Genomic DNA, 17,809 nt, shown 5'->3' with positions numbered 1-17,809 from the left:
TAACATTAGTATAGGTAAGCACTCTAGTTCTAAAAATTTAAAGTGTTTATTGGCATAAATTTTTAATCTATACCAATAAGTTTAACTTTTTAAATTCCTAAAAATATAGCAAGACCAAAGTAAAATAGAGCCGATGAGATCGCAGCTGCTGGAAGCGTAATAAGCCAAGCAAGTATGATTGGTTTTACCATTTTCCAGTTTGCATTTTTATTTACGATGCCGATGCCTAAAACCGCACCTATTAGGATATGAGTCGAGCTAACTGGTATGCCAAGCTTTGTAGCTAGAAGTATGACAATACTTGAGGCAAGCTCTGCGCTAAAGCCGGTCGTAGGTAAAATTTCAGCTAGTTTTGAGCCAATGGTTGTGATAACCTCTTTGCCTAAAAACCAAAGTCCAACAACGAGCGAGATACCAAAAGTCACCATTGCGATGCTTGGTATTGGTGAGCTTTCGTTTATCGAGCCGGTTTTTAGTACATCAAGCACAGCAGCAAACGGTCCGACTGCGTTTGCGATGTCATTTGCACCGTGCGAAAAGGCAAAAGACGAGGCAGTAAAAATTTGGAACCAAGAAAAAATTCTATTTATACTTTTTTCGCTATCGTTTTTACTCATTACGTTGATGATGGCAAGACTAGCAAGGTAGGCTAGGGCACCTATGACAAATATAACCCAGATAGTTTGGATGATACTAAAGGCTAAATTTATGTGTTCTAAACCCCTAAAAAGCATCATAGACGAGATCACCATCGCAGCAAAACCAGCAATGATAGGTACGTGTTTTTTCATGGCTTTAAACGTATCGATCGCCTTTTCTCTATCTTTCATTATGCGGATTTTTGAGCGGTATTCGCTATATTCTGTCGTTTCTATCTCGTCTTCATCAATGATGGCAATTCTTGAAAGTGTAGCGATTTGCTCTTCAGCCGGCTTTGTTTTTAAGGCCTTTACAAAGCTTTCTTTGTATGCCTTTCTCTCGGCCTTTAGGGCTTTTAGATCCATTTTTAGTTCGTGTGTTGGATCTAAAATTTTTCTTTTTACATAGCCAAATATAATGTAAGACATCACACCACCAAGCAAAGGTGATATGACCCAGCTAACAGCGATCCTACCGATCTCACTCCATGAAACCATACTAAATGGGGCTGGATTTTTTATCATAAAACCCATTGCAAGTCCAGCGCCTACGATGCCACCTACAATAGAGTGTGTAGTAGATACTGGAAGTCCTTTTCTAGTCGCATAAAAGAGCCAAAGTCCAGAGCTAAGAAGGGCTGAAATCATGATGATGACAAATTTCATCGGATTTAAATCGATTGGAAATTTCACGATCTCATTTCTAATCGTATTTGTAACCTCAGAGCCAGCAAATATAGCGCCGCTAAGCTCAAAAATGGCAGCTATAACAAGGGCTTGTTTAAGGGTTAGTGTCTTTGCACCGACACTTGTACCAAAGCTATTTGCAACGTCGTTTCCGCCGATATTAAATGCCATAAATAGACCAAAAACACTAGCGATTAGAAACAAAAAGTAGTTATTTGTTGGGATGTATTGATAGCCCCAAACGAAAAATCCAACGCTACAAATCGCAAAAATAACGAATGCTAAGAAGTTATCTCGAAGCAATCAAGCCCCCTTGAGAGTTTTTAGCAAGATTATATCTTGAAAATTATTAAAGTTTTTAGAATTTTCTCACTTTAAATGATACTAAATTATCATATGTTAGAATTTATAAAAATTTTTAAGGATAAATTTTGGTTATAGCGATTGATCTTGGTTCAAACACCTTTCGTGTAGCGCTTGTAAAAATGGAGCAAAACATCTTTTATAACGAGCAAATTTATGAAAAAATAGTTGGAGCTGCAAGAGGTTTAAACGAAAGTGGCGAGATAGGCTTGGAGGCTAAACATAGGCTTTTTGAAGCGATAGCTGAGGCCAAAAGTAAATTTTACTTTGCCAAATTTAAATGCGTGGCAGTTGCTACTGAAGCTTTTAGAGTGGCGTCAAATAGCAAGGAAATTTTTAGCGAGATAAGAGAGAAATTTGGGATAAATTTTCACGTAATTGACGGTAGGGCTGAGGCAAAACTTACATTTTTGGGAGTTCAAAACGCCTTTAAAAGGCTTGGGATAAATGAGAAATTTAGTATAGTTGATATCGGTGGAGCAAGCTCAGAGATCGGTGAAGATGGAAATTTTAAGAGTTTTAAATTTGGCATTATCACATTTTTTGAAAAATTTAAAAGCCTCGAGCTACTTGAGCAAAATACAAAAATTTATGTGCAAGAGGCGAGGGCGTTTTTAGCTTCGCTACAAAATAATTTTATTGTTTTAACTTCTGGCGTGCCAACAAGTATCGCAGCCTTAAAACTAGGGCTTAACTACGAAAACTATGATGCCAAAAAGATAAATGGCTATGAGCTTAAAATGAGCGACTTTGATCACTTTATAGGCGAGCTTTTGAGACTAGATGAGGCTGTAGCAAATGTAGCGGTCGGCAAGGATAGGAAATTTCCACTTATCGCTGGGGCACTGCTTTTAAAAGAGCTACTAAGCGGGCAAAATGCGAAATTTATAGTTATCGACGATGGGCTTCGAGAGGGCGTCGGGGCGGCTTATCTGCAAGGTACCTTTCAAGAAATTATCACAAATTTTTAGTTATTATTTCAAAAATTTAAAGGAGATAAAATGAGCATAAGAGAGCAAATTTTAGCTGATATAAAAGAGGCTATGAAGGCAAAAGATGAGTTTAAAAGAGATACGCTAAATGCAGCACTTAAACAGGTTGAAGTTGATCAAAGGATTGAGATGACTGACGATGTAGTTCTGCCACTACTTCAAAAAGAGATCAAAAAGAGAGCTGACTCTGTAGAGCTTTATTTAAAAGGCGAGAGAGGGGATCTAGCTAAAAAAGAGCAGGGCGAGATTGAGCTAATTAAGGCATATCTGCCAGCACAACTAAGCGATGAGGAGCTAAAGGCAAAGATCGAGGCTATTATCCAAAAAACTGGTAAAAACCTTGGTGCTGTGATGAAAATGGCAAAAGATGAGATCGGAGCAAGTGCTGAGGCAAAACGTATAAGCATGATCGCAAAAGAGCTTTTGTCTTAATTTATATTTTAAATTCTAACTGCAAAAATTTTGAAAACTTATATTATAAAAATAAGTTTTCAAATCAATTTCTGATCTGATTTGTATATTCTAAAATGTAATATCGAAACAAATATATTTTAAAAGGTAAAGTACAAGCTATTTTATATATTTTGTATTGAAAACTGTAATTTTCAAATTAATATTTTAAAATCTTTATTCTGCTCTTCTGAAAGTTTTAAATGACTAAATATAGGCATTTTCGTGTTTTATCTTTTGTATAATTTTAATTTATCCATCAAATTTGTCGTAAAAATATTTGTAAGAAAATGAGTTAAATTTTATACTTTTTGAAAATTGTAAAATTTGTATTTATCTTATACATAACTTAAATTTTGATCTACCCTATTGTGTAATTTTTGGACATAAAGATCTGCCGTCCATTCAGATAGCGTGACCTCTCAGCCTTCAAATTTAGTGTTAAATTTGCCGTCTTTGCTGCACGCGTTTGCCTTGTAGTCCCAAGCCGAGCTCATAAATTTATCTATTAAATTTGCCAGCCATGGCTTTATAGATATTTAGCTCATCTTGTAAGAGTGTGTATTTTGCCTTTAGTAGCCCTATTTTGGCTTCTAGTTCGCTATTTTTAGCCTCCAAAAACTGCTTTAGCTCGACCTTGCCGTAGGAGTATTTTAGCTCGTAAATTTTTGAAATTTCCTCGTAGTTTTTTATCTGCTCTTGGTAATTAGCAAGTAGCGCCTCGTCGTTTAGGTAACCTTTGTAAAATGCGTCTATCTCGTTTAGTGCGCTATTTAGAGTGCTTATGTAGTTTAGCTTTGCAAGCTCGAAATTTGCCTCGCTTATTTTTAAATTTGACTTTAGCTTGTGGTAGTTTAAAAATGGCAAATTTAAAGCGACGTTTCCATTAAGAAATTTAAGATTAAAAGCTTCGTCTTTTTTGTCAGTGCTACTTTTGAGGCTGGCTCCTAGCGTGATGCTTGGATAAAACTCTTTTTGACTCGCCTTGTAGTTTAAGATACCCTCCTCTATGCGGTAAATGGCCGCTCTTAGATCAGGCCGGTTTGCTATGGCGCTTGTTGGCACTTTTAGATCAACACCAACTCTTTTTACCGGACTTAGCGTGAGGTCTTTAAATTTAAGCTCAAATTCTGGCCTCTCATTTAGCAAAGTCCTAAGCGTTTTTTTAGCGCTTACAAGCTCTTTTTTGGCGCTTTCTATCTTATTTTGAGCGCTTAAGAGCTGTGAGTTTATCTGTTTTAGACTTAGCGCCTCCTCTTTGCCAAGCTCAAATTTAAGCCCAATTATCTTATTTAGCTCATTATAAATTTCTAAAATTTGCTCATAAGTTTTTATGCTCTCGTTTAGATATAATATCTGAAAATAGGCGTCTGAGACAGAATTTATCACACTTAGCTTGCTAGCTTCTAGGTCAAATTTAGTAGCCTCTGCTTCAAACATCGCTACGTCTTTGCTATTTGCTAGCTTTTGCCAAAGATCAAGCTCGTAGCTTAGCCCTATGCTTGAGCCAAAACTTCTACTAGAAGCGCCGCCCTCTTTTATGTTTTTGCTACTTCCAGCCTCAAAACCAGCGTTAAAGCTCGGGATGAGATTTGCCTGCAAAACGCCAGCTTGAGCGAGTGCTTTATTTACATTTATCGCGGCTTTTGCTAGGTCGGCGTTGTTTTTAAGTGCAAGCTCTACAAGCTCATCAAGATAGCTTTGCTGATACTCTTTCCACCAAGAAGTGTTTAAATTTAGCTCGCTATTGGCGTTATCTTCAAGTAAAATTTGCTTGTAGTTTTCATCTATATTTTTAACAGCGCAGCCGCTTAAAACGAGCACTAAAGCTAGGCTTAGAAATTTCATATTACTCCCTTGAAAGCGCATCTATTGGATTTAGTTTTGAGGCATTTTTGGCAGGCATGTAGCCAAAAATGATGCCAATTGCCATCGATGTGACAAGTGCAAGCACGATCGAGCCGTTTGAAAAGATCATGCTAAAACCATCTAAAAAGTTGTTAAAGATGTAGCCAATAGCGTAGGAAAATCCTATACCGATGGCTCCGCCGATAAGGCAAAGTAGCACTGCCTCTATCAAAAACTGCTGCAAGATATTGCTCTGTCTGGCTCCGATCGCCATTTTTATGCCGATCTCTTTGGTACGCTCGGTGACTGAGACTAGCATGATGTTCATGACGCCTATGCCGCCAACTACGAGCGAGACGACGGCTATGCTTGATATGAGAAGGCGCATTGTGGAGATGGTCTCTTCGATGGTTTGCTTGATACTATCTGAGTTTCTTGTAAAAAAGTCTTTTTTGCCGTGTTTGATCTCCAAAAGCTCGCTTAGGCTCTTCTCGGCGATTTGCGCATTGACGCCCTCGTTTACTTTGACGGTGATCGAGCTTATAAATTTATCCCCTGTGACCTTGTTGATGACGGTCGTGTATGGGGCGTAAATTTTAAGCGTGCTGGCGTCGCCCATCTTAAAATCATCTTTTTGCAAAACGCCGATAATGCGGAGCGGCTTTTTGTTAAAAAGTATGATCTTTCCGATAGGATTTTCATTTTCAAATAGGCTATTTTTGGTATTTTGATCGATTAAGGTGACTGAAGCGGAGTTTAAAACCTCGTCATCATCATAAATTCTGCCATCCTCTAGCTTTAGCCCGTTTACATCAAGGCTGCCAGTGCCCCCACCTCTTAGGCTAGCACTTAGTGAGGTATTTTCGTATGTTAGAGTGCCAGAGGTGTTTGTATTTGGCGTGACGGAGTCTAAAAAGGACTGCTTGGAAAGCATTGTGGCGTCGCTAATTGAAAGGGTTTTGATCTTGCCTGAGCGCATATCGCCAAAGCCTTTGCCAGGCATAATGTCGATCGTGTTTGTGCCGATCTTTCTGATGCCAGCTAAAATTTGCTCCTGTGAGCCTTTGCCAAGAGCTACGACGCTAATGACTGCCGTGATGCCAATGATAATACCAAGCATCGTTAAAAGCGATCTTAATTTATGAGCTAGCATCGCGCTTACCGACATTTTAAAGCTCTCTATGAGCTGATCTTTATAGTAGGTAAATTTACTTTTTTCTGGCTGGCTCTGCTTGGCTGCCTCGTAAATTTCGCTATTTTTGACATTGTCGCTTACGATGTTGCCATCTTTTATCTCTATCACCCTACTCGCGTACTCTGCGATCTTTGGATCGTGCGTGACGATGATGATGGTGTGGCCTTTTTTGTAAAGATCAACTAAAATTTTCATCACTCTTAGCCCACTTTTGCTATCAAGAGCGCCAGTTGGCTCGTCTGCTAGGATGATCTCGCCGCCATTCATCAGCGCCCTTGCTATGGAGACCCTTTGCTGCTGTCCGCCAGAGAGCTTGTTTGGTAAATTTTTCGCTTTTTCGCTAAGGCCAAGTGAGTCTAAGATCTCCATCCCCCTTTTCTCTCGCTCGCTCTTGTTTGCACCTGCGTAGATGCTTGGGAGGGCTACGTTTTCAAGGGCATTCATCGTGCTAAGTAGGTTGTATCTTTGAAATATAAAGCCAAATTTATCTCGTCTAAGCTTGGCAAGCGAGTCGCTATCAAATTTAGATATATCTTTGCCGTCCAGTAGATATTCGCCACCACTTGGGCTGTCTAAGCAGCCAAGGATGTTCATAAGGGTTGATTTGCCAGAGCCAGACTGGCCGATGATAGCTATAAACTCGCCCTTTTTTATCTCTAAATTTATGCCGTGCAGGATCTCTAGCTCATTGTCGCCGAGCTTAAAGCTTTTGGTGATATTTTTTAGACTTATCACTTAAAACTTCTTATGTTCTTTTGCGATCATCTTGGCGATCTCGCTTGATGAGCCTTGAGATGTGATGATCTCATCGCCCTCGTTTATGCCGCTAATGATCTGTGTATCAAGGTTGTCTTTTATGCCGGTTTTAACCTCGGTTTTTACAGCCTTGCCATCTTTTAGTAGATATACGTAAGAATTTCCTTTTTCATCTTTTTTGATACCAACGCTTGGCGCGATGATGGCGTCCTCGACGTTTGCTATTAAAAGCTCATTTTGCGTGGTCATGCCTATTCTTAAAATTCCATCTTTGTTATCAACTATACTTTGGGCGTAATAATAGACCGCCGAGCTGCTACTTGAGCTGTTAGAAACTGAGGACTTGGTGCTTGATGAGCTGGAGTAGCTGCCGTCACTTAGCGTGGTAAGCCCCGGGTCGATCGAGCTAACAGTAGTTTGAAATTTCTTTGTTGGCTCAGAAAGTATCGAGTACTCAACTGGCGTGCCGACTTTGATTTTGGTGATGTCGCCCTCGGCGATTTGCATCTTCATCTTGACACGGCTAAGATCGGCGATATTTACGATAGTTGGTGTAGTTTGGTTGGCATTTACAGTCTGACCCTCCTCTACTTGCACGCTTACTACAACACCGTCTCTTGGTGCGGTGATCTTTGTGTAGCCTAAATTTATTCTAGCGGTACTTAGCTCGATATTTGTCTGCTTGATCTGAGCTTCTAGCTCCTTTATCTTGGCACTGTTTGAGCTAAAAGTGTTTTTCGCACTTTCAAATTCTTGCTTTGAAGTGGCATTTTTGGCAAAAAGTGCCTTTTCTCTATCAAACTGCGTTTTTGCAATATTTAAAGCCACTTTTGCACTTTCAAGCTGAGCTTTGTAGATAGCAAGCTGTGCTTCTTTATTGTCAATGCTATTTTGCTGGGTAGAGCTATCGATACTTGCGATCATATCGCCCTTTTTTACCTGATCTCCAAGCTTAACGTATAGCTTTTTTATCTGACCGCTTACCTGTGCGCCCACATCAACTAGCTCGGTAGCAAAAATTTCTCCAGTGGCATCGACCTTTTTGCTAAATGATCCCCTTTTTGCCTTTTTGGTGATAAACTCCACCTTTTCGTCTTTTACCTTAAAAAATTTATCGTAGATAAAATATCCACCGACGCCTAAAATAAGCAGGATTATTAAAATTTTAGATTTTTTCATCGCTTCTCTTTGTAAAAAATTGGCAAATTCTACTTCACAATAGTAAACATCTACTATGCTTCCTCTTTTGCCATGCCAGCCTCTATCAAAAACCTACTTGGTTGGTAGGTCACCTTCTTTATCTTGTCGTATTTTGCGTAGCTTAGATATAGCTCGTCTTTTGCCCTAGTTACTGCTACGTAAAAGAGTCGCCTCTCTTCTTCTAGGCTGCCGCCCATGCTCATTAGCTTTAAATTTGGAAAGCGGTTTTGTGCGAGATCGACTATGAAAACTTGGTCAAACTCAAGCCCCTTGCTCGCATGCACGCTGAGCAAACTAACGCCCTGCCCTTCGCTCATCTCGTTGCTTCCAAGGGCTAAGAAGTTGTAAAATTTACTGATATCTTGATATTTTTTAGCTAGCTCGCTTAGCACCACGCTCTTTGCTATTATGCGCTCTTTGACCTCTTCTTTGAGCGCAAGATCGACGTTGCCGTTTTTTAGAGTTGCCCTTTTTGTGCTGAGATTTTCAACGATTAGAGAGTAAATTTTGCTAGTTTTTATCTCATTTATCATTGTGGCTGGCTTTGTGATATTTCTCATACCCTTTAAAAAGTTGTAAATTTCATATAAAAACTGCGCTCCGCTCTCGCTTAGCTTTTGTAGTTTTAGCACAGGGTGGCCTAGAAATTTATCGCTAAAGCCAATCTTAGAAAACCTTGAAATCTCGGCAAATTCATCAAGGTCGTCAAAAAGGCCCAGCTGATAATTTCGCCTTTTATTTGATGAGATATTTACACTCTCGTCTGGATCAAGCATGCCTTTTATCAAATTTCCATGTCCAAGCTTAAGAAGCGCGTCAAAAATTTCTTTGCTAACTGCGCTACCAACGCCCTTTGCGTATTCGCAGATGTGGATAAATGCCATTATATCTTTTGGATTGACATAAATTCCCATGATGTCGATGAGTGCCTTGATCTCGCGGCTCTCAAAAAAGCTCACCCCACCCTTTCGCTTTGAACTGATACCTCGCTCTTTTAGCGCGACCTCGATGCCGTCCGCTGATGAGTTATTTCTAAAGATGATAGCAATATTTTCCCTATTAAACGGCGAAAACGAGATGATATCGGCGATATTTTGATACTGATCAAAAAGCTCGTTATAGACAAGTAGCCTTGGAGGCTTGAAATTTCCCTCTCGGCTAACTGTGAGGTGCTTTTCATAAAGCCTTGGATTGTTGTTTATGACCTTATTTGCGAGAGCTAGTATGCTTGAGCTTGAGCGGTAGTTTACATTTAAAGCGTAGATATTTGCGTTTGGGAAGCGATCTTTAAATGAGCCAATGATCTCGATATTTGCTCCGTTAAATGCGTAAATGCTTTGGTCAAAATCGCCCACGCAAAATAGGCTCTTTGTCTTAAATGCGTCTATGAGGCTGCCTTGAAGAGTATTTGTGTCTTGATACTCATCGATCAAAATTTCATCATAAGCTAAATTTGCCCCATTTTTTAGCTCATCGCGCATTTTTATAAGAAGATCGTTAAAGTCAGCGTAAGAAAATTTAGCCTTTTCAGCCTCAAACTCCTCTAAAACATCTTCATAAATTTCAGCATAAACGCCCTGCTCTTCACTCTTATCACTTATCCATTTGCCAAATGTTGTGCCTTGCTCGCTGTTTTGAAATAGCGAATAAAGGTCGTATAGATATGCCCCGCCATAAGGCTTGACGTCGCTTAAATGGTAAAATTTACGCCTCTCAACAAGACTTTTTAAAAGCGTCTTTAGCTCGCTTGGCTGCTTTAGCGTGACGCCTTTATCAAGGCTTTTTAAAAGTGAAAATGATACCGAGTGGAAGGTGCCTGCGGTGATTTTGGAGGTGATTTGTTTATCAAAATACCTATTTAAGCGCTCTATCATCTCGCTGGCTGCTTTGTTGGTGAAAGTTAGAAGCAAAATTTTCTCTGGTTTTACGCCTAAATTTAGTAAATGAGCGATGCGTGCGACGATGGTGCTAGTCTTGCCAGTACCAGCTGAAGCGATGATAAGATTGTGTCCAAATGGCGCAGTTGCGGCGGTGTATTGTTCTTTGTTTAACCTAGATAAGGGCATGTATTCCTCTTTTTTAAAAGGCCTAATTATAGCTACTTAAACTTTAACAGCTATAATCACGCAAATGAAAAAGCTTAAATTTCTAAAATTTCTTGCCCTATTTTTGGCTCTAATGGTCGCTATTTTTTTGATACTGGATCAAATTTACCCACTAAATTTAGATGCATTAAAAAAAGACGAGGCCAAAATTTTGCTTGACAAAAATGGAAACATTATAAATATGAAGCTTGGCAGCGATGGAATTTGGAGATTTCACGAGCAAAATTTTCCAAGCTCGCTAAAACAAAGCGTCGTTCTCTTTGAGGATAGATACTTTTACTACCATTTTGGGGTAAATTTTGCCTCCATTTTTAGAGCATTTTTCCACAACCTGAGAAGCGACAACCGTATAGGTGCGAGCACTATCACGATGCAAGTAGCCAGGATGCTTGAGCCAAGTGATCGAAGCTATAAAAATAAGATAAGAGAAATTTTTAGAGCATTTCAGCTTGAGTTTCACTTTAGCAAAGATGAAATTTTAAATTTTTATCTAAATTTAGCCCCATACGGCGGAAATATAGAGGGTGCAAAGGCGGCTAGCTTTTTTTATTTTGGAAAAGAGCTAAATGAGCTAAGCTACGCTCAGGCGGCACTTTTAAGTACGATACCTAAAAATCCAAATAAAAATAGACTTGACCGCGTCTCAAACATAAATGCTCTAAAAAACAGAGTCATAAAGATGCTTTATAAGGCAAATTTGATCGATCTTAGTGCGTTTAAAAGAGCACAGGCTGAGCCATTTAAAAATGTAAGGATAAGAGCCGTCGTAAACGCAGGCGACTACGCAAATGTTGCTTTTAAAAACCAAATTTCAAAGGCCAGTTTGGATCTAAATTTACAAAAAGATATGCTTAAAATTTTAAAAGATGCGATGTTTTTGCTAAAGGCCAAAAACGCAAACAACGCTGCAGCCGTGGTAATAGATAATAAAAAAATGAGTGTGGTAGCTTTTATAGGCTCACACGATGAGCACGCACGTGACGGTAAAAACTCAGCACTAAATATGAAACGAAATACCGGCAGCACTCTAAAGCCATTTATCTATTCACTTGCTCTTGATAGCGGGCTCATCACGCCAAACTCGCAGCTAATTGATACACAAATTTATGTAAATGAATATGTGCCAAAGAACTTTAATAACAACTTTTTAGGGCTTGTAAGCGCTAAGGATGCTCTAAATTTTAGTCTAAATATCCCAGTTATAAATTTAAACCTAAAACTAAAAGACAACTCACTTTATGAGCTACTTGAAAAGGTAAATTTGGTAGATGAAAGCAAGGAATACTATGGTGCTTCGATAACTCTTGGAAGTGCTGAGATGAGCCTGCTTGAGCTTGCACATCTATATACTATATATGCAAATGGTGGCGTTTTTATGCCACTTGAGTTTGCAGGCAAAAACTATAAAAATTTAGACAAAAACTTAACTCTTATTTCACCTCAAAGTGCCTACTTGACCGCTAAAATGATGAGCGAAGCCTCAAGGTCATATCTAAAAAATGCTTGGCAGTACGCACAAAACACGCCAAAAATAGCCTTTAAAACAGGTACAAGCGCAAGCTCGCGTGACCTTTATGCTATAGGTGTTGATGCAAACTACACGGTTGCTGTTTGGGTGGGGAATTTTAATGCTGATAAGACAGATAAGCTAACAGGGCTAAATGATGTTTCAAAGATGGTTTTTGACATGTTTAAGATCACAGCTCAAAGGCAAAATTTAGAGTTTATGGATGCCCCTACTGGCATAGTAAAGCTTCCAACTTGTCTTGATGTTTTTAGCTATGAGCAGTGTCAAAAAATGGCAGTTGATGAGAGGATAGAGGGCGTTGAGCTCGCAAATAAATGCGATAGTTTAAGAGGCGAAGAGCTTGAGTTTTTAGTTAAAAATGAGCTTTTAAATAAGGACGAAATACAAAAAAGTCCCTGTGTTGAAATTTTTAAAGATAAAAAGCCGGTTTTTGCCTATCCTTATGACAAAGAAGAGATAGTAACAGATGAAAATATTACCCAAGTTATGGTAAAATGCTACGCGTTCTTAGGTGATGAAATTTACCTAAAAATAGATGATTTAAATTTTACAAAGATAGAGAATGCAAGTGAGAAAAAGCTTGATATGACTCTTGGCGAGCATAGTCTAAAGTGTCTTGATGAGAATTCAAATCAAAGTGAAATAACAATAAAACTAAGGAGATAACATGCGTCAAAAAGTAGCACTTATGGCACTCCTGGGGGTGGTAAATTTATATGCTTTTAGCCTAAATGGTACTGCTGAGATAAAATCGCCCCTAAGTGTAGAATTTGGACTAGAAGATAAAGTAAGCAAAAATCTTGTTGAAACACTAAGCGATAAAAAGATCCTCTCATGCCAGCCAGCACTAAATGGCATAGTAAAATTTAGAGATCAAAGCTTGCTACTTTTTACAAAAGATATGCACGCTGGCATAGAGTATGACTGTAAGCTCGAAAATGGCAGCATGGCTAGATTTACCACAGAAGAGTTTAATCTATCAAATATAGAAAAACTAAGCGATAGTTCATATATACTTAAATTTAACGACGAAGTGGATATAAGCACTATAAAAACTATCGCAGTAAAAGGTGCAAATTTTAATGCAACTGAGCTAACTAGCACTAGCTTTGAGCTTAATCTTGATAAAAATATAAGCGAGCCCATTTTTGATCTAGGTGAGAATTTTGAGAGTAAATTCAAGGCCAAACTTGTAGGTGAGACGAGAGTAAAATTTACAAACGAAGCAAAAGAAGAGAATGTAAATATAAACGCCAAAGCTAAAAGCCTTGAGATACCTGAAATTTATCCGGTGAGCCTTGATAATGGTATCTTGGGATTTAGAATTTATCTAAAAAATTGGCTTGATGATGACATCAACCTAAAGAAATTTATAAACATAAAAGATGTGAAAAACTTTAGCATTAGTGATGTTACATATAATGGTAGCGATGAAGAGAACTCGGAGTTTAACGAGTATTATTACTACATTGATATTACAAGCGATGAGTTTAAGCCACAAAGCAAATATCAAATCACTATTAAACCTGGATTTGGTGATGATAGAAATGTCGTAAGAGAGGCAAGAAACTACGAAGTAACAGCAAGTAATTTTATGCCTTTTGCAAATTTTATAAACAATGAGCCATACATATCAAGTGTCGGTGAGATCGGTATCAGAAGTGCAAATTTAGCCGAACTAAATGTAAGTGTTGAAAGGCTTGCTGAACAAAATTTTAGATTTTTTTTAAATTTTAACTACGATAGCGAAAATCTAAGTAGCTTTAGCACTCAAGTAGCACAAAAGAGCTATAAGCTTGATGGTGCTTTAAATGAGATCGCGCTTAACAAAATAAAACTTGACTTTGCAGGTGCAGGAGACGGCGTATATAAGATAAATTTAAACTACGGCAAAAACAAGAGCGTCTCAAAAGTGGTTTACTTAAGCGACATTGCCGTAAACGTCAAACTTGGCAAAGATGAAATTTTTGTCTTTGCAAACCGCCTTGGTGAAAATACAATGCTACCAAATGCAAATGTTAAAATTTATGGTGTAAAAAACGAGGAAATAGCTGTTGGTGCTACAAATGATGAGGGTGTATTTAAATTTAATAAAAAAGATATACACAAAATCGCATCATCAGTCGTGGTTTCACTTGGCAAAGAGCAAAATTTCTTAATCATACAAGAAAACGAAGCACTAAATGATGCTCAATTTATCAGTCAAAATCCAAGTGATACCATCGATGCCTATACGCATTTTGCGTCAAACATTATAAGGCCAAATGAGAGCTTGCAGGGGGCAATTTATCTAAGAGATAGAGATTTTAAACCGCTTAAAAGCATGCCAGTTAAGATCAAATTTATAGATCCACAAGGCAAAAGCAGTAGTGAAATTTCACAAAATACAAATGATGCTGGCATGATAAATTTCGAAAAAGAGATATTAAGTGATCTAAGCGGTAGATTTAACATGCAAGTTATTTACGCTAGCAAAGTGATATCAAGCGTACCATTTTATGTCGAGAGCTTTGTGCCAAATAGGATAAAAAATGAAATTGTCCTTGAGTCGGAAAAATTTTTCAAAAACGATCTTTTAAGGGCAAATCTAAGAAGCAACTACCTTTTTGGCGGTGCGGCTAGCGAGCTTGATGGAAATTTACAAGTAGACTTTTTTGATGATGAATACAAAAATAGTGAATACAAAGAGTATAAATTTAAAAACGATACGATAAAAGCAAGCTCATATCCAGGCTATGTTAGTGATTTTACACTTTCAAAAGATGGCAAATCAAGCCATATTGTAGACCTTAGTTTTAGTACTAAAAACGCACCTTCTATCATAAAAGGTGTCATAAATTTCAACGTAAATGACGATGGCAAGAACGTAAGCGAGGCAAAAAGCTTTACGCTTTATCCATATAAAGATATGGTCGGAATAGCCGCTAGTACGACTTTTGCTGAGCCAAACGAGGATGTAAAACTAAGAACAGTCGTACTTGAGATGTCAAGTCAAAAGGCTGTAAAGTCAAATTTAAAATTTGATATAAAACGTGTTTCATGGCAGTACCAAAGGGATGCAAATGGCTATATAAAATGGATACGAACACTAGAAGATATCGATAGTTTTTATAAAAGTAGCGGTGAGTTTGGGTATAAATTTACACAAAGCGGTTCATATGTGATCACTGCTACAAATTTAGTAAGTGGAGCAAGTACGAGCCTTGATATCGATGTTAGCGGCTATAACTATTCAACTCTTGCACCTACAAAAGAGCTTAGCAAGTCTCAGATCAAGCTAAACAAAAGCGTTTATAAAAGAGGCGATGAGCTAAGTGCGGACATCAGTTCAGCCATAAAAGAAGGTATCGCTCTTGTCGCGCTTGAAGATGCGGGTGTTAAGGCCTACAAGGTGGTTAAGATCAAAAATAATTCAGCAAATGTTAAATTTAAGCTCGACTTTGACTTTAACGGTCTTTATGTAAGTGCAAACATCTACCGCATGACTGATGCTGGATTAACTCCGTTTAGAACATATGGCAAAGTCTATGCAAATGGCGATAAGTCTTCAAGAAAGATTGACCTTAGTCTTGATGCGCCAAAAGTCGCAAAAAGCGATGAAAACATCAAAATTTCACTAAAAACAAAGCCAAAAGCATATGTAAATTTATTTATCACAGATGTTGGCGTACTTGACATCACTTCACAAAAGCCGGCTGATCCACTTAAATTTTTTGACAAAATTTTACCAGACGGTGTATTTGACTACGACATTTATAATAGACTCACAAATTACAAGGTCGAAGGTAAAATACTAAATTTTGGTGGTGACATGACGGCGATGGCCATGGAGGCCAAGATGGCAAAACATGCAAGCCCAGTCGATAGTAAAAATGTAAAAACTTTTGCAAATTTGATAAGCCTTCAAGCAGACGACAAGGGTGAAATTTTATACGAGTTTAAAACACCAAATGGTTTTAACTCGGCTGTCAGAGTGGACGTTGTGGCAAATAATGAAAGCGGTATGAACGCAGTAAGTAGCGAAATTCTTATAAAAGATGAAGTCATTATAAAACCAAGCGTTGTAGTTTATCTCTTAAAAGGTGATGAGCTAAATACAAATTTAAGGCTAATAAACACAACAAATGAGGATAAAAATTTAACTATAAATGTGGTTAGTAGTAAAAATTTAAACATCAAAACAAAAGAAAATGCAAATTTAAAGCCACTTGAAAACAAAGCCTTTACGTTTAAAATTTCAGCTCTTGAGGCTGGTGCGGCCGAGTATAATGTGACTATAAGCGACAAAAATAGCTCAAAAACTGTCCAAAGTTTACTTGACGTTGTCAACCCTTACACAATAAGCACCTACGCAAAAAGTAGTGTCTTTGACAAAGAGAGCATGATCTCACTTCCAAAAGGCTTTCATAATGTTGGCATAGATGCGTCAAGCTCTGTCTCAAGTGTGCTTTTGGCAGCTTCAAAAAATTTAGTTGAGTACCCTTACGGATGTGCAGAGCAAAGGAGCTCAAGACTGCTTGCACTTTTAAATTTAAAACCAAAAGACGAGCTTGAAAAAAATGATCAAAAGAGGTTTATCACTCATGGTATGAGTGAGCTTATCAAGATGCAAAAGCCAGATGGTAGCTTTGGCTACTGGAGCGATCTAGGTTACACAAACGCATTTGCAAATATCTTTACAACTGATGTATTGTTAGACCTTGAAGAGGCTGGATATGAGATAGGCAAAAGAGTAAAACAAAGTGCTGTAAATTCAATGGCAAAATATGTAAATAGCGACCTTGAAGCGCTCTACTCTCTATATGTAAGTGCTCGTGCAAATATGGCTGATAAGTCGCTGCTAAATAAAATTTACGATGACAAAGCCTACAATACAACCGCGCTTAATAAATATTTAATGGCAGCAGCTTTGAAACTAAGCGGACTAAATGACGAAGCAAAAGTAGCTCTAAAAGATATTAAAAAAGCTCAAGTGGCTGATTACAGCAAGGATTATTCTAGCTTTGGCTCAAAGATGAGAGATAATGCGTTTATCCTATATCTGCATGCAAAATATTTTGAGAAAAACGACTACTCAGATGATCTTGCAAATTTCTTGATCACAAATTTAAATGAGCTAAGCTCAACACAGGAGCGTGCATTTACCCTTAGGGCGCTAAATGCTTACTTTGGCAAAGATAGTGGCGAGAAAAACAATAAATTTAAGCTTGCCTACAACGGTTCAAGTAAAGAATTTGACGGCCTTTTAAGTGTATCTTTTACAACAAAAGATGGAAATTTCACCATTACACCACTTGGCGAAAACAAGCTATATGCCACTATTTTAAGCTACGCTTACGTGCCGCTTGAGATCAAGCACAAAATAGAGCCAAAAGAGCTTGACATCTACCGAACATTCGTAGATGAAAAAGGCAAAGAGTTGGGTCTTGACAGCCTAAAAGTAAATGACGTCATCTACTCAAAAGTAGTAATAAATTCAAAAACAATGGTCAGAAATGGTGTTATAAACGAGATCGTAAGTAGCTGCTTTGAGCCGATAAATGAAAATTTAACTAATTTTACAAAGAGCCTAAAAAGTAGCTTGCAAGTAGAGTATAAAGGCATAAAAGATGACCGCGTGTTAAGCTTTTACACACTAAGTAGTGATCAAAAAGACGCCGTGCTTTACACACCTTATAGAGTAAGACTTGGTGGCAAATGCTCTCTTGGTGCAGTCACAACTGAAAATATGTACAACGAAAGACAAAACGACTACGACCTAGCTCAGCGAAGCTTTAACGTCAAATAGGCTATTTAAACTCAGGGGCGGTAAACGCCCCAAGCCCATATTTCCCACTTTTGCAAAGATTTTTTTAAACAAATTTTAGATAGTATTAAGCATTTTTTAAACGAAACTGAGGAGACAAAAGTGGCAGAATTTTACAATGCAAAAGAGATAGAAGACAAATTTTATAAAATTTGGGAAGAACGTGGATACTTTGAGATAGACGCAAACAAAGATATCCAAAAAGATGGACGTAAATTTTGCATTATGATGCCACCTCCAA

The 17,809-nt window shown here is 38.0% G+C and carries 10 protein-coding genes; 5 read left to right on the top strand and 5 right to left on the bottom strand.

Translation table 11 applies throughout. The annotated features are described in order from the left end of the window. Window positions 1–89: 89 nt before the first annotated feature. On the bottom strand, window positions 90–1,628 hold the full coding sequence (locus ACTTKV_RS00050) for an inorganic phosphate transporter (RefSeq protein WP_442548649.1): 1,539 nt from the start codon (window positions 1,626–1,628) through the stop codon (window positions 90–92). A 128-nt stretch (window positions 1,629–1,756) separates the two neighbouring features. On the opposite strand from ACTTKV_RS00050, the gene ACTTKV_RS00045 reads away from it, so the two are divergent. Together ACTTKV_RS00045 and ACTTKV_RS00040 are read left to right on the top strand one after the other, a co-directional pair. Then, window positions 1,757–2,659, top strand: a complete 903-nt coding sequence (locus tag ACTTKV_RS00045; protein WP_442548648.1) for a Ppx/GppA phosphatase family protein — start codon at window positions 1,757–1,759, stop codon at window positions 2,657–2,659. A gap of 30 nt (window positions 2,660–2,689) precedes the next feature. Then, window positions 2,690–3,112, top strand: coding sequence for a GatB/YqeY domain-containing protein (locus ACTTKV_RS00040; RefSeq protein ID WP_442548647.1), 423 nt, complete (start codon window positions 2,690–2,692; stop codon window positions 3,110–3,112). Window positions 3,113–3,631: 519 nt separating this feature from the next. On the opposite strand, the gene ACTTKV_RS00035 is transcribed toward ACTTKV_RS00040, so the two are convergent. Genes ACTTKV_RS00035 through ACTTKV_RS00020 form a run of 4 tightly spaced genes read right to left on the bottom strand, consistent with a single transcriptional unit; the run spans window position 3,632 to window position 10,195 of the window. After that, on the bottom strand, window positions 3,632–4,978 hold the full coding sequence (locus ACTTKV_RS00035; protein ID WP_442548646.1) for a TolC family protein: 1,347 nt from the start codon (window positions 4,976–4,978) through the stop codon (window positions 3,632–3,634). 1 nt (window position 4,979) lies between these two features. After that, window positions 4,980–6,908, bottom strand: a complete 1,929-nt coding sequence (locus ACTTKV_RS00030; RefSeq protein ID WP_442548645.1) for a MacB family efflux pump subunit — start codon at window positions 6,906–6,908, stop codon at window positions 4,980–4,982. Further along, on the bottom strand, window positions 6,909–8,108 hold the full coding sequence (locus ACTTKV_RS00025; RefSeq protein ID WP_442548644.1) for an efflux RND transporter periplasmic adaptor subunit: 1,200 nt from the start codon (window positions 8,106–8,108) through the stop codon (window positions 6,909–6,911). Between the two features lie 53 nt (window positions 8,109–8,161). Continuing rightward, on the bottom strand, window positions 8,162–10,195 hold the full coding sequence (locus tag ACTTKV_RS00020; RefSeq protein ID WP_442548643.1) for an ATP-dependent helicase: 2,034 nt from the start codon (window positions 10,193–10,195) through the stop codon (window positions 8,162–8,164). A 64-nt stretch (window positions 10,196–10,259) separates the two neighbouring features. On the opposite strand from ACTTKV_RS00020, the gene pbpC reads away from it, so the two are divergent. From pbpC to ACTTKV_RS00005, 3 genes are all read left to right on the top strand, one after another. After that, window positions 10,260–12,428 carry a penicillin-binding protein 1C gene (gene pbpC / locus ACTTKV_RS00015; RefSeq protein WP_442548642.1) on the top strand — a complete coding sequence of 723 codons (2,169 nt, stop codon included), beginning with the start codon at window positions 10,260–10,262 and terminating at the stop codon, window positions 12,426–12,428. A gap of 1 nt (window position 12,429) precedes the next feature. Beyond that, window positions 12,430–17,550, top strand: a complete 5,121-nt coding sequence (locus ACTTKV_RS00010) for an alpha-2-macroglobulin family protein (protein WP_442548641.1) — start codon at window positions 12,430–12,432, stop codon at window positions 17,548–17,550. 120 nt (window positions 17,551–17,670) lie between these two features. Next, on the top strand, window positions 17,671–17,809 hold a 139-nt coding region (locus ACTTKV_RS00005), incomplete at its 3' end, for a hypothetical protein (RefSeq protein WP_442548742.1).

Source organism: Campylobacter sp. (genome assembly GCF_052169515.1).
GTDB lineage: Bacteria > Campylobacterota > Campylobacteria > Campylobacterales > Campylobacteraceae > Campylobacter_A.
This window is presented reverse-complemented; position numbering and strand designations above follow the sequence as displayed.

What these genes read in the sequence shown, in the direction of transcription:
- pbpC (WP_442548642.1), top strand. Translation starts at nt 10,260, where the DNA reads ATGAAAAAGCTTAAATTTCTAAAATTTCTTGCCCTATTTTTGGCTCTA.
- ACTTKV_RS00010 (WP_442548641.1), top strand. Translation starts at nt 12,430, where the DNA reads ATGCGTCAAAAAGTAGCACTTATGGCACTCCTGGGGGTGGTAAATTTA.
- ACTTKV_RS00020 (WP_442548643.1), bottom strand. Translation starts at nt 10,195, where the DNA reads ATGCCCTTATCTAGGTTAAACAAAGAACAATACACCGCCGCAACTGCG.
- ACTTKV_RS00040 (WP_442548647.1), top strand. Translation starts at nt 2,690, where the DNA reads ATGAGCATAAGAGAGCAAATTTTAGCTGATATAAAAGAGGCTATGAAG.
- ACTTKV_RS00025 (WP_442548644.1), bottom strand. Translation starts at nt 8,108, where the DNA reads ATGAAAAAATCTAAAATTTTAATAATCCTGCTTATTTTAGGCGTCGGT.
- ACTTKV_RS00035 (WP_442548646.1), bottom strand. Translation starts at nt 4,978, where the DNA reads ATGAAATTTCTAAGCCTAGCTTTAGTGCTCGTTTTAAGCGGCTGCGCT.